This window comes from Mycobacterium sp. TY815, assembly GCF_030755135.1.
In the GTDB taxonomy this organism is placed as follows: domain Bacteria; phylum Actinomycetota; class Actinomycetes; order Mycobacteriales; family Mycobacteriaceae; genus Mycobacterium.
Window position 1 is genome coordinate 315,912 of the sequence record NZ_JAUFRX010000002.1, and the last position, 17,694, is coordinate 333,605.

Annotated in this window: 15 protein-coding genes; 6 read left to right on the plus strand and 9 right to left on the minus strand. The window is 65.3% G+C overall.

All coding sequences use genetic code 11. From position 1 onward, the window contains the following. Nucleotides 1-187: 187 nt before the first annotated feature. The 4 genes from QXK92_RS21080 (at nt 188) to QXK92_RS21095 (ending at nt 5,190) form a co-directional block, all read left to right on the plus strand. On the plus strand, nt 188-1,519 hold the full coding sequence (locus tag QXK92_RS21080) for a cytochrome P450 (protein ID WP_306244893.1): 1,332 nt from the start codon (nt 188-190) through the stop codon (nt 1,517-1,519). Nucleotides 1,520-1,534: 15 nt separating this feature from the next. Next, complete coding sequence (locus tag QXK92_RS21085; RefSeq protein WP_306244895.1) at nt 1,535-3,019, plus strand: aldehyde dehydrogenase; 1,485 nt, start codon at nt 1,535-1,537, stop codon at nt 3,017-3,019. A 78-nt stretch (nt 3,020-3,097) separates the two neighbouring features. Next, nucleotides 3,098-4,093 carry a PDR/VanB family oxidoreductase gene (locus tag QXK92_RS21090; protein WP_306244897.1) on the plus strand — a complete coding sequence of 332 codons (996 nt, stop codon included), beginning with the start codon at nt 3,098-3,100 and terminating at the stop codon, nt 4,091-4,093. Further along, the gene (locus tag QXK92_RS21095) at nt 4,090-5,190 is read left to right on the plus strand and encodes an aromatic ring-hydroxylating dioxygenase subunit alpha (RefSeq protein ID WP_306244898.1); all 1,101 of its coding nucleotides are present in this window, start codon (nt 4,090-4,092) and stop codon (nt 5,188-5,190) included. The genes QXK92_RS21090 and QXK92_RS21095 overlap by 4 nt, the downstream gene beginning before the upstream one ends. A 43-nt stretch (nt 5,191-5,233) precedes the next feature. On the opposite strand, the gene QXK92_RS21100 is transcribed toward QXK92_RS21095, so the two are convergent. Both QXK92_RS21100 and QXK92_RS21105 read right to left on the minus strand, forming a co-directional pair. Next, the gene (locus QXK92_RS21100) at nt 5,234-6,418 is read right to left on the minus strand and encodes an adenylate cyclase regulatory domain-containing protein (protein ID WP_371934576.1); all 1,185 of its coding nucleotides are present in this window, start codon (nt 6,416-6,418) and stop codon (nt 5,234-5,236) included. Between the two features lie 16 nt (nt 6,419-6,434). Further along, a complete protein-coding gene (locus QXK92_RS21105) occupies nt 6,435-7,766 on the minus strand; it encodes a lipocalin-like domain-containing protein (protein ID WP_306244900.1) in 1,332 nt (443 codons plus the stop codon). 92 nt (nt 7,767-7,858) lie between these two features. Between QXK92_RS21105 and QXK92_RS21110 the strand changes: the two genes are divergently transcribed. Continuing rightward, on the plus strand, nt 7,859-9,343 hold the full coding sequence (locus QXK92_RS21110) for an aldehyde dehydrogenase (RefSeq protein WP_306244902.1): 1,485 nt from the start codon (nt 7,859-7,861) through the stop codon (nt 9,341-9,343). Here the strand turns inward: QXK92_RS21110 and QXK92_RS21115 are convergent. Genes QXK92_RS21115 through QXK92_RS21135 form a run of 5 tightly spaced genes read right to left on the minus strand, consistent with a single transcriptional unit; the run spans nt 9,315 to nt 13,429 of the window. After that, complete coding sequence (locus QXK92_RS21115; RefSeq protein WP_306244904.1) at nt 9,315-9,755, minus strand: MaoC family dehydratase; 441 nt, start codon at nt 9,753-9,755, stop codon at nt 9,315-9,317. The genes QXK92_RS21110 and QXK92_RS21115 overlap by 29 nt on opposite strands. Further along, nucleotides 9,752-10,225, minus strand: coding sequence for a MaoC family dehydratase N-terminal domain-containing protein (locus tag QXK92_RS21120; protein ID WP_306246389.1), 474 nt, complete (start codon nt 10,223-10,225; stop codon nt 9,752-9,754). The genes QXK92_RS21115 and QXK92_RS21120 overlap by 4 nt, the downstream gene beginning before the upstream one ends. Before the next feature lie 59 nt (nt 10,226-10,284). After that, nucleotides 10,285-10,707, minus strand: coding sequence for a nuclear transport factor 2 family protein (locus tag QXK92_RS21125; RefSeq protein WP_306244906.1), 423 nt, complete (start codon nt 10,705-10,707; stop codon nt 10,285-10,287). 21 nt (nt 10,708-10,728) lie between these two features. After that, nucleotides 10,729-12,297 carry an AMP-binding protein gene (locus QXK92_RS21130; RefSeq protein WP_306244908.1) on the minus strand — a complete coding sequence of 523 codons (1,569 nt, stop codon included), beginning with the start codon at nt 12,295-12,297 and terminating at the stop codon, nt 10,729-10,731. A gap of 10 nt (nt 12,298-12,307) precedes the next feature. Then, complete coding sequence (locus tag QXK92_RS21135; RefSeq protein ID WP_306244910.1) at nt 12,308-13,429, minus strand: Rieske 2Fe-2S domain-containing protein; 1,122 nt, start codon at nt 13,427-13,429, stop codon at nt 12,308-12,310. Nucleotides 13,430-13,708: 279 nt separating this feature from the next. On the opposite strand from QXK92_RS21135, the gene QXK92_RS21140 reads away from it, so the two are divergent. Further along, the gene (locus tag QXK92_RS21140) at nt 13,709-15,076 is read left to right on the plus strand and encodes an HNH endonuclease signature motif containing protein (protein WP_306244912.1); all 1,368 of its coding nucleotides are present in this window, start codon (nt 13,709-13,711) and stop codon (nt 15,074-15,076) included. Nucleotides 15,077-15,093: 17 nt separating this feature from the next. On the opposite strand, the gene QXK92_RS21145 is transcribed toward QXK92_RS21140, so the two are convergent. Next, the gene (locus QXK92_RS21145; protein WP_306244914.1) at nt 15,094-15,285 is read right to left on the minus strand and encodes a ferredoxin; all 192 of its coding nucleotides are present in this window, start codon (nt 15,283-15,285) and stop codon (nt 15,094-15,096) included. 19 nt (nt 15,286-15,304) lie between these two features. Beyond that, nucleotides 15,305-17,686, minus strand: coding sequence for a CaiB/BaiF CoA-transferase family protein (locus tag QXK92_RS21150; RefSeq protein ID WP_306246391.1), 2,382 nt, complete (start codon nt 17,684-17,686; stop codon nt 15,305-15,307). Nucleotides 17,687-17,694: the final 8 nt, after the last annotated feature.

The window sequence follows — 17,694 nt, forward strand, 5'->3', positions numbered from 1 at the left end:
CGCGAACAGTCCAATTGAATGCCCGGTCACTCCCGATTACCCCCAACGTGGCAGGTATGACCCCCCGTCATGGTGACGCAGGAACAGGCCCTACGCGAAGAGACTTACCTCACCGGCATCGGCGAGCCCACCGATGTCTCGGGGACACGGTGCTCAGGGCACCTACGGCCGTAGAAAGAGGACACCAGTGACGACCACCCAGCACACCGACTCAGCCATCCTGCCCGCCGAAATCGCGCAACAGATCGTGCTCCCCGCCGGCCATTCCGACCTCACCGCGCTGTACGACGCCTATGCATGGCTGCGCAACAACATGCCGGTGGCGAAGGCCGTTGTAGACGGTTACGACCCCATATGGCTGGTCAGCAAGCACGCCGACATCCAAGAGGTCGAGAGCCTGTCGGAAGTCTTTGCCGCCGGCGGGGGCACGGAGAATCCGGGCTCGCACAATCCGATCCTGCAGAACATCGCCGGTGACGAGTTCACCAAGCAACTCCTCGGCGGGAGTCTGCGCATCCTCGATGCCCTCCCTTACATCGACCCGCCCGAGCACACGCACGCCAAGAACATGGCTTTCGGTTATTTCAAGCCCCCATCGGTCAAGAAATTGGAAGCCTCGATCCGCGACCTCGCCGATGAGTCCATCGAGCATCTCAAGGCGCTTTCGGCGAGGGGCGAAATCGACTTGGTCGACGACTGGGCGCTCGGTTTCCCGCTGCACGTGATAATGACCCTGGTGGGAGTGCCGCGGGAGGACGAGCCGCGGATGATGGCACTCACCCAGGAATTCTTCGGAGCCGCCGACCCGGAGCATCAGCGCGAAGACGTCGCGGCGCTCTCTCCGGAGGCGATGGCACAGCAGTTCTCCGCCACCATCCAGGACTTCTTCGGCTACTTCGACAAATTGGTCGAAGACCGCCGCGCCAATCCTCGCGACGACCTGGCATCGGTGGTCGCCTGCGCCAAGGGCGCCGACGGCGAGTACTGGCCCAAGTCATTCGTCTACGGTTGGTACACAGCGATTTTCACGGCGGGCCATGACACCACATCGGCAACCCTGGCCGGCACGCTCCAGCAATTGGCCCTGCATCCGGAGGTGCTGGCCCGCGTCAAAGCAGACCCGGGTCTGATTCCCGACTTGATCCAGGAGGGCCTGCGTTACGTTGCTCCGGTCAAACACTTCATGCGCCGGGCCCTCAAGGACCACACCATCCGCGGCCAGACCATCAAGGCCGAAGACCGGGTGATGCCCCTGTTCCAGTCGGGCTGCCGCGACGAGGAGATCTTTGACAACCCCAACAACTTCGACATCGGCCGCAAGCCCAACAACCACCTCGCATTCGGCTTCGGCGCGCACACCTGCGTCGGCCAGCATCTGGCCAAGCTCGAACTGAAGGTGATGTTCGAACAACTACTGCCGCGCCTGGAGTCCATCGAAGTAGCGGGACCCGGCAGCGTGACTCAGACGAACTTCGTCGGCGGCCTCAAGCACCTGCCCGCAAAGCTCACCATCTCCTGAACGGCCGACACATCCATGAGCACAATCGATTACCCCCAATTGTTCATCGGCGGCACCTGGACCGCCCCCGCGGGCCACGACACCATCGAGGTCCACTCCGCGGCGACCGAGGACCAGATCGGGTCGGTGCCCCGCGGCAGCAGCGCCGATATCGACGCCGCCGTTGCGGCGGCAAGGGCGGCCCAAGACGCCCCAGACGGCTGGGCGACCTGGGAACCCAAGGACCGCGCGGACGTCCTCGAGCGGTTCGCGGTGGAACTGGAAACGCGAGGTGGCGAGACGGCCCGGCGGGTCTCGATGCAGAACGGGATGCCGATCTGGCTAGCACAGCAATTCGAGGCCGGCTTTCCGCCGTTGCTGTTGCGCTACTACAGCGACCTGATGACCAGTGCACCTGCCGAAGAATCTCGATCCGGCATGTTAGGCGGTACCTCGCTGGTATCCAAGCAACCCATCGGCGTCGTCGGCGCGATCGTGCCCTGGAATGTGCCGCAGGGGATTTCATTCCTGAAGATCGCACCCGCGCTGGCCGCGGGCTGCTCGGTGGTGCTCAAACCCGCCGAAGAAACCGTGCTCGACGCATTCCTGATGGCCGAGGCCGCTGCCGCGGCGGGCCTGCCCGACGGCGTGCTCAACGTTGTTCCCGGTGGCCGCGAAGTGGGCGCTTACCTGGTCGAGCACCCCGGAGTCGACAAGGTCTCATTCACCGGCTCGACTGCGGCAGGCCGCTGGATCGCCGAGGCCTGCGGCCGGCTGCTGCGGCCGGTAACGCTCGAGCTCGGTGGCAAGTCGGCGGCGATCGTCCTGGACGACGCCGACCTTGCCGCCGCGATGGAGCAGTTCTTCGGGGTCACCTTGCTCAACAACGGTCAAATCTGCTGGCTCAACACGCGGGTGCTGGTCCCCCGTGGCCGGTACAGCGAAATCGTCGACACCATAACCGATTTGGCGCGCTCCTTGACCATCGGCGATCCCCTTGACCCGCAAACCAAAGTGGGACCACTGGTGTCGGAGCGGCAGCGTGAGCGCGTGGAAGGTTACATCGCGAAGGGCAAGAGCGAGGGCGCGCGAATGACCACCGGCGGCTCGCGGCCGGCGGGATTGGACCGGGGCTGGTTTCTCGAGCCCACGATCTTCGCCGACTTGGACAACAACGCCACGGTTTCGCGCGAAGAGATCTTCGGTCCGGTGTTGTCCTTGATCCCATACTCCGATGAGCAGGAAGCGGTCGCGATCGCCAACGACAGCGTCTACGGGCTCGGCGGCAGCGTCTGGTCATCCGATCCGGAACGAGCGGTCAACGTCGCCCGCCGCGTCCGCTCGGGCACTGTCGGAGTCAACCACTACGTCAACGATCCCGTCGCCCCATTCGGTGGGATCAAGCAGAGTGGCATGGGACGCGAACTCGGTCCCGAAGGGTTGCAACCGTTTCAGGTGTACAAGACCATTTATCTGCCACCTTCGCCGGATACCGGCGAGCAAGCGGCCGCAGCACAGTAGCGTGGTGGTCGCACGAAATCCAATATCTCTGGGGTCGAACTGATTTCGTGCCAAACCACGGATCGGAGGAAGTAATCAATGTCTGCGCCCTCCGTTACGACGCCCAGCGCAAACGTCCATGAATTCACGACCGATCTGATTGTTCTGCGCCGGAGCGCACCCGCCGAAGGTGTGGTGGTGCTCGACCTAGCCCATCCCGAGAATGAAGACCTGCCCCGCTGGGAGCCGGGAGCTCACATCGACTTGATGCTCGGGGACGGAGTGACGCGCCAATATTCGTTGTGCGGTGATCCGCGCGATTCGAGCGTCTGGCGCGTCGGGGTCTTGCTCGACCCCAACAGTCGCGGGGGCTCACGATACGTTCATGAGAACCTCGTCGAGGGAGCAACTGTTCGAGTGCGCGGCCCCCGCAACCATTTTCCGCTGGTGGACGCGCAGCGCTACCGGTTCATCGCGGGCGGAATCGGCATTACCCCGATCATGGCGATGATCGAAACAACCGAACGCTCGGGCAATGACTGGACACTGCTTTACGGCGGACGGACCAGGGCGTCCATGGCATTCGCAGAAGAGCTCGCCAAGCGATACCCCGAGCGAGTCACCGTGTGGCCGCAGGACGAAAGGGGTCTGCTCGACCTTGAATCGATTTTCAAGGAACCCGAAGACCACACCTTGGTGTACTGCTGTGGACCGGAAGCGTTGCTGTCGGCGGTCGAGCACCACAGCGCACACTGGCCGGCGGGAATCCTGCACATCGAGCGGTTCGCCGCCAAGGCGCCGACCGCGGAGGAGGCCGCCGGAGCACTCGACCACTTTGAGGTGGTGTGCCAACGTTCCGGAGTCAGTTTCGAGATCACATCGGACCAGTCGATCCTCGAAGTCCTTGAGGAAGAGGGCATCCCGATTCTGGGCAGCTGCTACGAAGGCGTGTGCGGCACGTGTGAAGCTCGCGTGCTGCAGGGCACCCCTGACCACCGCGACTCGGTGCTCAGCGAAGCTGAGCGCGGCACCGGTGAAGTGATGCTGGTCTGCGTGTCGCGCTCACGCACCGAAAGGCTGGTGCTGGACCTGTGAAGACCGCGAAGAACAACTACCCGAAAAAGTGCTGGTATGTCGCAGCCACCAGCGAGGAGATCGGTGAAGCGCCGTTGGAGCGACGCTTGCTGGGCGAGGATGTCGTGTTGTGGCGCGGGACCGGCGGGCGCATCACCGCTTTCGTGAACCGCTGCGCGCACCGGGCGTTTCCGCTGTCGCACAGTCGCGTCGACGGAGATCGACTGGTATGCGGGTATCACGGATGTACCTACGACACCGAGGGCAAGTGCGTTCACATCCCATCTCAGCCGCAGGTGCCGACCGGGATGAAGGTGCGTGTTTTTCCGCTCCTCGAGCAACCGCCGTTCGTCTGGATCTGGCTGGGGCAGAAGGCCGCTGCCGCCGGCAGTGAACCACCACGCACACCATGGATCAACGACCCGGCGTGGTCGACCTTCGCCAGCTCCTGGCGGGTGAGCGCCAACTATATGATGGTTCACGAACACTACCTGGACTTCAGCTACGCACCCATTCTGCACAGGCGCGACATTCCCGCGGAGATCCGAAGCATGCCGGCTTTCAACGACGTTGAAGTGACCGAAACCACCGTGTCTTACACACGGCTGCTGCCGGAGGCCTCCCTCACCGACTGGCAGGCCGACGCCACCGGGCTGGACCCTGCCGGCATCTACAAGCACCGCGAGAGCGGCACCTTCGTCTCCCCCGCGATGCACCGCCAATATTGGGAGATTGCGACCGCGAACGGCGATTTGTACACCACCACTCGAACTCACGCCATCACGCCTGAGGACGAAACGTCGACCCACGTGTTCATGCAGGGGTCACGCGACTATCGCACCGATCGCGATGAGGTGACCGCCCGATTGAGGTCGTTTCTGTCCGGGGTTGCCGAACGCGACACCGCGGTCCTGGAGATGGCGTCCGACCACTCCGGATATGACCGATGGCGGGGCGGAGTCGAATTCCTGGCGGATGCGGCCGCCCTGCGTGCCCGCCGCATCGTCGGGGTGATGCTGGCCAAGGAGGCCGGACGAGCGGCGATTCGCCCCGGTCTGGCTCCCACCACCCGGAGTGACGCGCTCAGTCCGCGACAACCCAGCACAGCACGGAGCTAGCAAGGTCCGTGGGCGCGGAGCATCACGAAGGACGCGGCGCCAATCAGGTGACGGGCTCACTTTCCGGGGGCAAATCCCCGATGGCGTGCCGCCCTGCACCGTAGAGCAGGACCTCACCGCGCACCCCTTTGAGGCGACGGGACTCAGCGGCCGACCACGCTATGTCAGTCGTGTCGCCGATAGCGTTGCGTGCGGCTTCGGTCACCCGCACAGTGCCGGCCGGTGCGGCGCTGGTGACCCGGCTCGCCAGATTGACCGGGCTGCCGTACCAGTCACCTCCTCGGTTGACGGCGGGGCCGAACGCGAGTCCGATTCTCAGCCGCGGGAAATCGTCCGCGGCCGCGGCATCAATCAGGTCCAGCAGAGTCAGCAGCAATTTGAGCGGGTCTGAGCACACCAGCATCACCGCATCGCCGATGGTCTTGACGAACTGGACCGGGCTCGCGACCACAGTCCTGGCCAGGTCTGCCAATCGAAGGGCCACACCTACGAGTTCTTCCGGCGGCAGCTGTTCGCCCAGCCGGGTGAAACCGACCAGGTCGGCGAAACCCACCGCGACATCCCGCGCACCCGGCAGAGTGCCGGCGGCGCGCTCCATCGCATTGATCGCCTCGGTCTCCATGGAGTGCCGCAAGGCCACGCGCAACAATTCGTCGACCATCGGGCCCAGTAGCGGCTCGGCGTCGTGGGCCAGCATCTCGAGGGCCTGAGCGAGTTCCAGCTCCGTCGCCCCCGGACGCAGCAACGCCTGCAACGCCGCCTGCCGTAACATCACCGCGACACCCGTAAGGCCGTCCATCAGCAGGCGCACAATCAAGGCCAGCTGAGTGGGGTCGAACCCAATCTCGACCAATCGTGCTGCGCCTAAGACGGATTCGGCGTCAGCACGCGAGAGCAACGGCGCATCGGAGTCTTCTGCGCGAACCAGCCCAATGGCGCTGTGCAAGCGCTGCACCAGATCGAGGCTCACACCACTGGACTCCGCGACTTCTCGCGCAGAGGCCACCGTGCCGTCATCGCCGATCATGCGAATGGCAGGCAGCAGCATGGGGCTGAACTCGCGGCGGATCTGCTCGACATCGAAGCCGCGCGCAAGCAGCCATCGAACAAGATCGGCGCGCTCCTGACGGGCGCGCCCTTCCAGATCGTCCAGCAGCCCTGATTCCTCGACGTCTAGGTCATCCCGGTCCGCGGCCATCGCGTCAACGTACAACACTGATTCGGCCATCGGCACCTTTGTGCCTTCAGCCCCTTGACAGTTCGGTGATCAAATCCTGCACGACGGTTGCGAGCAACTCGTCCCGACCGGGATCCAACGTCTTCAACAACTCCCGAGCCTCGCTGTGACGCCCCGAGACCACCAGCGAACGGACCCGTTCGACCAATTCATCCAGACCCGGTTGCGCGGATCCGAGTTCGGTGACGCGTGCTGCCAGCACGTCTACCAACTCCCAATCCCGGTACATCGCCAGCGACCGCTCGTTGAACGCGAACCCGGTCACCGCCTGGCCCGCCAGGGTCCCGCGGTAGCGGTACGGACCTTCCATGTATTCGATCGGCAGGCCATGCGCCGGCGCCGCTACCAGCGGCTCACCCACGATGTCCAAATCCAGTGCAGCACAGGTTATCCGGTGACAGTCCGGCATGTACCTAGCCTTGCTGGGTGGACGGATGAGGGTCCGAATCGCATCGGGCCACCGGACGTAGCTGCTGATCGTGACCTCGAAGTCCTCGGCGCACTGCGGCGGCCGGTCGTCGGGATAGCTAGTCGTGACTCCGCTAAATGGTTGGAGCGCATTGCCTTCGGTGCGCAGGAACTGTCGCCAGATGCTCATGTCGACGCCATTGTCGAAGTTGATCGTGCGCCACTCGTGCGACCGGGTGCGGGGCGGTTCACCGGTTCCCCCACCCGCGTACTTGGGAAACCACTGCCGGTCAACGTGCCCGGCCGTGCCACTGACCTGTTCTTCCGTCGCGCCCCAACGCAGGGTCCCGGACATCGTCATACCAGTCTGGAAGTACGAATACGTGTCGTCCTGGCCGAAGCAGGCGATCTTGCCGTTATACGTCGACGCCCCCAGTGGGGTCGGCGCCCGGGTGGGGGTGACGGTGAGGTCCAAACGCATGGGTTGGCCCACCTGGTCGGTGCCCACCAGGCTGATCTCGTAGCTGTAGGGCCGCAGCGCACCGTCGGCGTCGCGCAACGTCGCCCAGCGAGCGGTTCCCGTGCCGGTGTCGTAGGCCACGTCGAGATATCCGACGGCACTTGACATTTTCGGTGTCGCACCCGGTTCCATGCTCGCGGGCGGCATGTCGTAGTCGGTGTAGGTGCCGTACTCACCGGTGTCGAGATCGAACAGCGCCAGCGTGTAGAAGTCGGCGACGATGCTGCCACCGGGCCGGTTCCTGTTGAAGATGGTCAGAAACGCAAACGATCGGTCGGCTGCGGCGAGTTCGCCGGCGATGAACCAGGTGTCGGACTCCTGATCAGGGTGCTGACCTTCTGCCGCGGGAAAATCCATTTGGCTGTCCCCGGGCACCAATTCGAACGGGTAGTTACGCCAATCGCCGGTCACGTCACGCCTCGCGTCGAAGGAAACCCCGCTTTTTTGGCTATGTTAGCATCAATAGCGAAATTACCGTCGCCTGCCCTGAGGTGGTTGCCCCCATGACGGCGAGTCTCCGTTCCTACGACAAACTGTTCATCGGCGGACGGTGGCGCAAACCGTCCACCTCGCGACGCATCACGGTCGTCTCGCCGCACACCGAGGAGCCCATCGCGGAGGTACCTGCCGGCTCGGCCGGTGACGTGGACGCCGCGGTCGCCGCCGCCCGGCAAGCGTTCGACCACGGCCCGTGGCCGCGGCTCGAGCCGCATGAACGGATGCGCAAGGTCGAACAGTTGGCCGCTATCTATGGGCGCCACATCGAGGAGATGGCCGACCTGATCACGGCGCAGATGGGGTCGCCGCGGAGTTTCAGCCGGCTCGGTCAGGCTGCCGGGGCGGCTTCGATGATTCATCTGACACTCGCAGCCGCCCGCGAGTTCCCCTGGGTCGAGCGCCGCAGGGGCGTGCTGGGCGAAGCACATCTACGCCGCGCCCCGGTCGGTGTGGTGGGCGCGATCGTGCCGTGGAATGTGCCGCAATGCCTGATCATGCCCAAACTCATTCCGGCGCTGATCGCCGGATGCAGTGTGGTCATCAAGCCTGCCCCCGAAACCCCTTTGGACGCTTTGTGGTTGGCCGAGATGATCGAGCAGCTCGAGCTGCCCGGCGGCGTCGTGTCGGTCGTGACCGGCGGCCCGGACATCGGCGAGGCGCTGGTTCGGCATCCGGGGGTGGACAAAATCGCTTTCACCGGATCCAGCGCCACTGGACGGCGCATCGCGGCGCTGTGTGGCGAGCAGTTGAAGCGGGTGAGCCTGGAGCTGGGCGGAAAGTCCGCGGCCATCGTGCTCGACGACGCCGACATCGCAAAGACGGTGGCCGGGCTGAAGACCGCCGGCCTGATGAACAACGGCCAGGCCTGTGTCGCCCAAACCCGCATCCTGGTCAGCCGACACCGTCATGACGAACTCGTCGACGCCTTGGCCGACATGATGTCGAGCCTCACCGTCGGCGACCCGACCGACGACAACACCGATATCGGACCCCTAGTCGCGCAACGTCAACAGCAGCGCGTGCAGGACTACATCCGGTCGGGACAACAGCAGGGCGCCCGCGTGGTGGTCGGCGGCGCCGACTCCCCCGGGCCGCGCGGCTGGTACGTGCGCCCCACGCTGTTCACCGATGCCGACAACGGGATGCGGATCGCGCGCGAGGAGATCTTCGGTCCGGTTCTGACGGTGCTCACCTACGCCGACGAGGACGACGCGGTCCGGATCGCCAACGACAGCGAGTACGGCCTGGCCGGCTCGGTGTGGACGGCCGACACCGCCCACGGACTGGATATCGCGGCCCGCGTACGCACCGGCACCTACGGCATCAACATGTACATGCTCGACATCAGCACGCCGTTCGGCGGATTCAAGCACTCGGGGATCGGGCGCGAGTTCGGGCCGGAGGGTCTCGACGAATACGTCGAGTTGCAGTCGGTGGCCTGCAACGGAAAGTTACCGCCGCTCAAAGCGGTTGGGGAAGCTGCAGAGTGATCTGCACCGGGCAGCACAGCACATCGTGCTGGTTGCGCACCTCGATGTTCAGGTCGACGAGGTAGCGGGGCGGGTCTACGGTGTCGTCGCGGCGCTTGGCCACCGCCCGCCCGCGGCCGACCATCGTGTCGCCCGCATAGATGGAGCCCACCAGCCGCATGGAGCGTCGCACCACGCGACTGGCCGGTCCGGCCCAGTCGGTGGCGATCCGGTCGGCGAATCCCGCCAGGTGCATCGTATTGACGAAAATCGTTGGGTTGCCTTGACTTTGCGCGTAGGCCGGGTCGAAGTGGCCGGGGAAGTAGTCCCAGGTAGCACCGGCGTTTTCGACCACCCGTTGGTAACTGATGTCGTCGCGCACATCCGGGAGCTCGGTGGGAATGCTGATCGCGTTCCAGTCCAGTTCGCTCACGGAGCCTGCTCGGGCGTGAATCGGAACAGCGTGTTGCGGGAGGTGGCGACGACAGCGCCGTCCTGGCGGCGATAGGTCTCCAGCGTCTCCACGAAATGTCCTACGCCCAGCCGGGTCCGCTTCTCCGGCGACACCGACACCAACTCCTCCACGGCAGTGAGCCGATCGCCCTCCAGGATCGGATGCAGAAACTCCACGTCGTTGGCGGCGTTGATGAATGTGGTGCCGGGCAATGGAACCCGCAGCGCCAGCGACGCGGTCGGCGCGCGACCCCCCGGCTGCCACGGTGGCGGAATCAGCCAGCCCATCAACAATGCCGGCGGCGCCGGCAACCCTCCCCACCGCGCAACGGCGAATTCGTGATCCCAATAAGAACGGTTGCCGTCGCGGACCATAGCGGCGAACAACTGGATACGCGCAGCACTGATGGGTGTGGCCGCCGTGCGGGGTTCACCCGCCGTGCCGACCATCCGCAACGCGTCTTCGTAGGTGCCGAAGGCCAGCTGGTAACTCAGCTCCACGGCGCCGCTCACATGACGAGGTGGCGGCTCGGCACGGAATCCCACACGAGCTCGCGGGACGTGAAGTACCAGCCCCCGCGCTCATAGATCAGCTGATCGCGGTAGGTGCCGGTGGCCTGCAAGGTGGTGTCGTTGTGCACGGCGGCGAAAAGTATTGCCAAACAATGCTGTGTCGCGTGCACGCCGTCGATGTGGATCTCATGGTCCACGGCGACCAGGCGCTGCCCGTCGCCGCCGTCGAAGGCCGACCACAGATCGGTGAACGTCTCACCCCCACGGATGTAGCTGGCACCGGAATGGCGGAAGGTGCCGATCCACGCCTCGCGGTTCCCCTCCGAGTAGGCCCGGTTGTGCCGAGCGGTCAAGTCCAGGATGCCCGCACGCCCCGTCGCGGCCTGCAGCATCTGCTGCTCCTGATAGGTCATTGTCATCGTTGCTCTCCAACCTGTCTTTCACCGACTCAGTACGTATCCGTGGCGTTCACGATCCCATGCCCCTGCCGACAATCCCCGGGCCCGCAACAGGTCTTTGCGTATTCGCCCGATGACGTTCCGCGGAAGTTCGTCGACGGTATCGACGTATCGGGGCACGCAGAAGTACGGCATCCGGGTGGCACAGTGATCAAGCAACTCTGCGCAATCCAGTGCCGCGCCGGGCCGTAGCGTCACCACCACGAGGATGTCGTCTTCGCCGAGTTCACTCGGTACGGCGACGGCGGCGGCTTCGGCCACTGCCGGATGGGTCATCACCACCGTCTCCACTTCCACGGACGAGACATTCTCACCGCGCCGGCGCAGCGAGTCCTTGACCCGGTCCACGTACAACAGGTTTCCATCGACGTCGAGCCTGCCCAGATCCCCGGTGTGGAACCAGTCCGGATGGGGCTCCACCTGCAGGCCCGGTCCTCCCGCACCGACGTACCCGTCACTCATCACCTTCGGGAACCTGGGTCGGCAGGTGATCTCACCGACCGATCCGGCCGGCAACTCCACGCCCCCGGAGTCCACGATCCGCACCTCGAAGTTCGGATTCGTCCGGCCCGAGGAGCCTGGCACACCGTCGTAAGAGACACCGTTTACCGCGAGGGGAAATGCCTCCGTCATGCCGTACATGGTGACAATGGTGCAGCGGTAACGCTTTTCGATTGTCCGGTAGGACGCCGCGTCGATAGGTGCGGCCGAGATGAATCGCAACGGCAGCTGCGCGTCGCGCGGATCGGGCGGCAGATTCTGCAGCATCGACACCATCGCGCCGGCGCCGACGAAGCCGGCGGCACCGCGTGCCCGGACGTCGTCCCACACCGTGTCGGGGTGGAACGCGCCGGCGATCACCGTGGTTGCACCGACCAGCATCGGTGCGAGCACGCTCGGTGCGGCGCTGAGATGGAACAGTGGCATCGCCGTCCACAGCACCTCTTCCGCCGCCAGTTCCCAGGCTGCCACGGCGGTGGCTGCCACCGTGAACAGGTAGTGCCACGACGTGGCAACGGCTTTGGACGGGCCGGTGGTGCCCGAGGTGAAGAACAGCGCGCTCGGCCCGGTCACGGCAGCGGTCGGCACCGCGACGTCGCGGTCCAGTGCTTCGACCACCCAATCATCCTGCGCCACCAATGTTCTTATGCCGTCTAGCTGAGCGGTGATCTCATCGACGCGATGCCGCCGATCGGCATCGGTGAGAATCACCTTGGCCTGCGACAGCCTGAGATTGTGCAGGAGAAAGTCACCCTTGTTGGCCGCGTTCACCGCGGCAGTCACCACGCCGATCCGGGCTGCCCCGAGCCAGAAGTAGACCCATTCCGGGCAGGTTGCGGTGAACAATGCAACGCAGTCACCCGCACCAATTCCCATCTCCAGCAGGAGATTCGCCGCCGCACACGATCGTTGCCGTAGCTGCCCGAAGGTGATATCGGTCCCGGCTACCGACAGCATCACCCGGTCCGGATACTGCTCAGCGCGGCGATCGAGCACTGCCGCGACGGTGAAGCTGTCTACACCGAAGTCGGCGGGCTCCGGGGGTTTCATCAGGCTGCCATCAGGCCTCGGAGGCCGCCGGGTCCGGCTCGCCGTCTGCGGTGTAGCCGAAGTCGTTGGGCGACGGTTGTTTACCCGGGTAGAAACGGTGTGCCCAGCGCCGGAGTGCCGCATAGTCGTGCGCCTCTTCCGGTGCCAGGTTGGGCTTCTCCAGGTATTTCATGTTCTCCCAGGTGAAGAAGTCCTGCTTGATCACTTCCTGCTGCAGGGCAAGGAATTTGGCCGCGCGGCCGGTTGGCGCGTCACCGGTGTCGCCCGGCTCACGGATCGAGGCCTGGGTGTAGAAGTAGTCGGTGTAGTCCTCGTCGACCGGGGTCTGGCCGGTGACCTGGCAGGTGGCCACCAGGTCGCTCGGGAAACGCACGACGCCCAGTCCCAGTGAGTAGTTGTCGTAGATGATCTTGGCGTCCACCGGACCGTTCGGGGTCAACCAGGTCTTGGCCCGGCCGCCGCCGAAGTGGGCGTTGACCGTGGCGTGCAGGTGATAGCCGGATACCTCGAAGGATGCGGTGTTGGCGGGATTGGCCGCCTTGTGCACGTATTGCACGTGATACGGGTCGGCCGCGTTCTCGATGATCATCTGCGCGTGCACCTTGACCCGGTTGACCATCCGGGTGTGCGGATGCAGCGGGTAGTACTCGTCGGTCTCCAGCTCCGGCAGCACCGGCGGCTGCCAGTAGGGCGCGCGGCCGTGCCGCTCGTGCCAGACCAGGATGAAGCCGTACCACTCGGTGGCCGGATAGGTCCGGATGCGGACGTTGTTCTTGCAGCCGATCTTGCTGTACGGGATCAGCGCGTTGGTGCCGTCACCGCGCCACTGCCAGCCGTGCCACGGGCAGACGATGTTTTCGCCCTCCACCGTGCCGCCGACGCCCATGTTGGCACCCAGGTGCTGGCAGTAGGCGTCCAGTACGTGCACCTTCCCGGACTTGGTGCGGAACAGCACCAACTCCTCGCCGAAGTAGTGCACCCGCTTCACCTCGCCGGCAGCGAGATCGGAGGCGAAGCCGACGATGAACCAGCCCGTCGGGAAGCGGTAGGTGGACAGCGCGATCCCTGACGGTCCGAATTCCTGTTCCGAAGGGTCTTCGGCCGCTGCCAGGTCTGAGGATATTTCCGTCACGAGTTCTCCGTTTCCCACGCGGCGGCGCGGCGATGAGGCCGCCCACACTTCACCGCGGTTCGGCGCGTAAGTCTATTTTTACTATTTTAGACATTGAACGTCAACGCGGGGGTGCACGACCAAGTAGGACACGAACTCCCCTGGTCTAGGAACGCCGTAAGCCGATTCCAGCAGCGGCCGCTTTCTGCTGCTTTCACCCACCGCGAAATCGCTTGGGCCGAGGCTCTTTCAGCTTGCAGCGGGCAACGACTTGTCGGTGTCTCTTCGTAGGATTGGGGTATGCCATCGAGTTCGCCAGCGGAGATCGCCGAGGTCCTCGGCGGGCTCGAGGCATGTGCGGAGCGCTTGTGCGAGCTGACTTTTGAGGCCCCCGATACCGCGGGCCTGTTGGGCATCATCGAGGGCGTGCACCGGGTGATCCGTAAGCTGCGCGTCCCGGGCCACCGGGTCATCAACCAACTCACGACAGAGGCCACCAACGAGGAGTTGGGCGGCAACCTGGGGCAGGCATTGGCCGACCGGCTGCGGATCTCCAAAGCCGACGCGAACCGGCTGATCGCCGAGGCCGCCGACCTGGGCCCGCGCCGCGCCCTGACCGGCGAGCCGTTAGCCCCGGTGCTGCCCGCAACCGCCGCCGCGCAACGCCGCGGCCACCTCAGCGACGCCAACATCGCCGCTATCCGCAAATTCTTCGCCACGCTGCCCGATGCCGTGGACGCCGCCACCCGCGACTACGCCGAACGCCAATTGGCCCTGGCCGCCAGCGGCTTTCGCCCCGACGAACTGGCCGAGTACGCCCGCGTGCTCAAAGACTGCCTCAAACCCGACGGCGACTTCCTGCCCGAGCAACCCGAGCGAGCCCGCACGCGCGGCATCACCATCGGCCGCCAACAACCCGACGGCATGTCGCAGATCCGCGGGCTGATCACCCCCGAACTGCGCGCCACCCTGGAACCCGTCGTCGCCAAACTCGGCGCCCCCGGCATGTGCAACCCCGACGACGAACACCCCGTCACCGACGGCAAAGCGCCCGCCGACGCGGTCGACCGCGACACCCGCACCCACGCCCAACGCACCCACGACGCCCTGCACACCGGACTGCGCACGCTGCTGGAATCCACAACCTTGGGCCGACACCACGGGCTGCCCACCACCATCGTCGTCACCACCACCCTGGCCGAACTCGAAGCCGGCGCCGGACGAGCCCTGACCGCCGGAGGCACCCTGCTACCCATGTCCGACGTCCTGCGCCTGGCCTCGCCAGCACACCACTACCTGGCCATCTTCGACAAAGACAAGACCCTGGCCCTCTACCACGGCAAACGCCTGGCCTCCCCCGAACAACGCCTGACCCTGCTGGCCAGAGACCGCGGCTGCACCCGCCCCGGCTGCACCGTGCCCGGCTACTGGACCCAGGTCCACCACCTCGAAGGCTGGATCAACACCCGCCGCACCCACATCGACGAACTAGCACTCGCCTGCCCACCAGACAACCGCCTCGTCGAACTCCACAAATACACCACCCGCCGCAACATCCACGGCATCGCCGAATGGATCCCACCCAAACACCTAGACTTCGGGCGCCCCCGCACCAACTGCATGCACCACCCGGAACGGCCACTGAAGCCAGAGGCGGACGAACCTTAGCCGGCTTCAGCGTCGCTTTATTCGACGATGCGCAGCGCTGCCCTCGGACACTGTTCGACCGCGGCCCGCACGTCGATCTCGCGATCCGGCGGCACCGGGCCGTCGGCAATCTGCACCACGTCCTCATCCCCCAGCTCGAAGATGTCTGGGGCAATGGATTCACAGAACCCGTTGGCCTCGCACATATCTGCGTCAACGATCACCCGCATCAGAAGATGTCCTTCCTACTCAAAGCCCCACCGGACGGGTCCCGATCACCCCGCTGGCCGCGAGATGCGCGAGGTCCTGCTCTGTCAGCCCACACTGATCACGCAGCACGTCTTCATTGTGCTCGCCGAGCGTCGGCGGCGGACGCAACAACCACTGCTGTTGACCGTCCAGCAGGGCGAACGGTGGCGTGGGATAGAGACCGGGACCTGTCCGCGGATGATGCAGCGACTCGAAAAAACCACGGGCGCGCAGCTGGGGATTATCGGTGACCAACGACGGCGAACCGACGGGCGCGGCCGGAACACCGGCCGCCGCCAACGCTTCCACCGTCGCCTCGAGCGGTTGCGCGGCGAACCAGTCTTGCAGCACGCGGTCGATCTCGTCGGCCCGTTCGCGGCGCCCGGCCTCGCTGGTCAATCCCTCATCCCGCAACGTGCCGGTCACATCCACCAGCGCGGCCCATTGCCGGTCATCACAGACGCTGACGGCGATCCAGTCGTCCTCGCCCGCGCACCGGTAAATGTTCTGCAGGGCCCCACCCTGACCCCGATTTCCTCTTCGGCTCAATGTCTTCCCGAAGACCTCGGCCTCGATCGGCTGTATTGCGGTGGTATTCAGCACGGTTTCCAGCATCGGTATCTCCACCTGCTGGCCAGTGCCGGTGCGCTCGGCGAAATGCAGCGCGGCCAGTACCGCGAACGCCGCGTGAACACCGGCCAGTGGGTCGCAGGCACCGCGCGGTGTCACCGGAGGCGTTTCAGGCAAGCCGGTGACCCAGGTGAGTCCGCCGATCTGTTCCATGGTGGGGGCGAATCCCACCCGCTCGCGCCACGGTCCGGCCAGGCCGAAGGCCGGCATCCGGGTGACGACCAGGCGCGGGTTGATCTTCAGCAGCACATCGGCGGTGAGGCCGAAGTGATCCATCACGCGTGGCGAGAAGTTCTCGATCACCACATCGGCCTGGGCGACCAGGGTGTGGAACAGGCCGCGGCCTTCTTCGCTCCCCAAATCCATTGTGACAGAACGTTTGTTGGTGTTCATCGCATGAAACACCCAGCCGTATTCCCACCAGTCGTCCACGTCGGTGCGCATGCCGCCGGAATACCGGATACCGTCCGGACGCTGAATGGACTCCACCTTCACCACGTCGGCGCCGAACGCCGCAAGCAGGTGGGTGGCCGCCGGCCCGGCCCAGAAAGCGGTCAGGTCCACGATGCGCACACCCTGCAGCGGCAGCCCGTCAGCCCCAGCCGAGCCCCCGTATTCCCGCTGCTGCCAGGGTGATTCGTCGTTGTCCGCGCCCAGGCCCGGGGCGGCCCGTAGCGGTGCGGGCCCGCACTCCGCCATCAACCACGGCGGACGCGGCTGATGGAATCCCGCGGGGTTGCTGACGAATACCCCCCGTTCGGTCATGTACTCCATGTCGCGGATCGTGGCGCCGTTGCCCAGGGCCGCGATCGGCAGCCGAAAGAGCTGGCCCAGTTCGACGATCTCCGCGACGGTGCGCTCGGCCATCCATGGGCCGATCGACTCGTAGATGAAGTCGCGGTACTCCCAGCGGCCGATCTGGAAGCGGAGTTGCGGAATCTCCTCGAATTGCGGGCATTCGACCATCGCCGCGAAGTCCAGCCATTGCTGACCGGTGACCATCGTGATGCCGACATAACCGTCTTTGGCCGGCACGATCGACGGCACTTCCAGCGTCCGGCGGACAGGCGGGACGCGCAGCAACTGGGAGTGCAGCCATTCGCTGCTCTGCATCGCGGTGATGGCCTCGAGCATGGACAGGTCGAGGTGTTCACCCGGACCGCCCCGCTCCACGCGCCGGCGGACGGCAAGCGCGCCGAACGCCGCGTACACGCCGCCCATGTATTCCCCGAGGTCGCCGCCGATCGAGATCGGCGGCCCGGCCGGATCCCCCCGGAATCCGGTGCAACCCGACCAGGCTTGCAGGGTGAATTCGGTGGCGGCGCGGTCGGCGAACGGTCCGGTCCAGCCGAAGTCGGAGATGGTGACGATAACCGCCCGCGGCATATCCGCCAGCAGTCGCTGGGGATCGATGCCCAGTTCGGCGGCCCGGGCGGGCGCCAAAGCCACGATGACCACGTCGGCCCCGGTCAGAGCTTGCAATCGCTGTGATTCCGGCGACAGGCTGTGTTTGCCGGCATTGAGATAGCAGAACAGCGGCGAGGCGTGACCGGGCGGCACCGGCGAGCAGGTCGCCGAATAGCTCCGCAGCGGATCCCCTTGCGGCGGTTCTACTTTGCGGACCTCCGCACCGGCGTCCACTAACAGCTTCCCGCAGTAGCTGCCGGCCAGTCGGTCACTGATCTCGACGACCCGCAATTCCGCCAGGGGCGTCGGCCGGTTATCGGCCTGGTGACTCACGCGGCTATTTATACCATTAC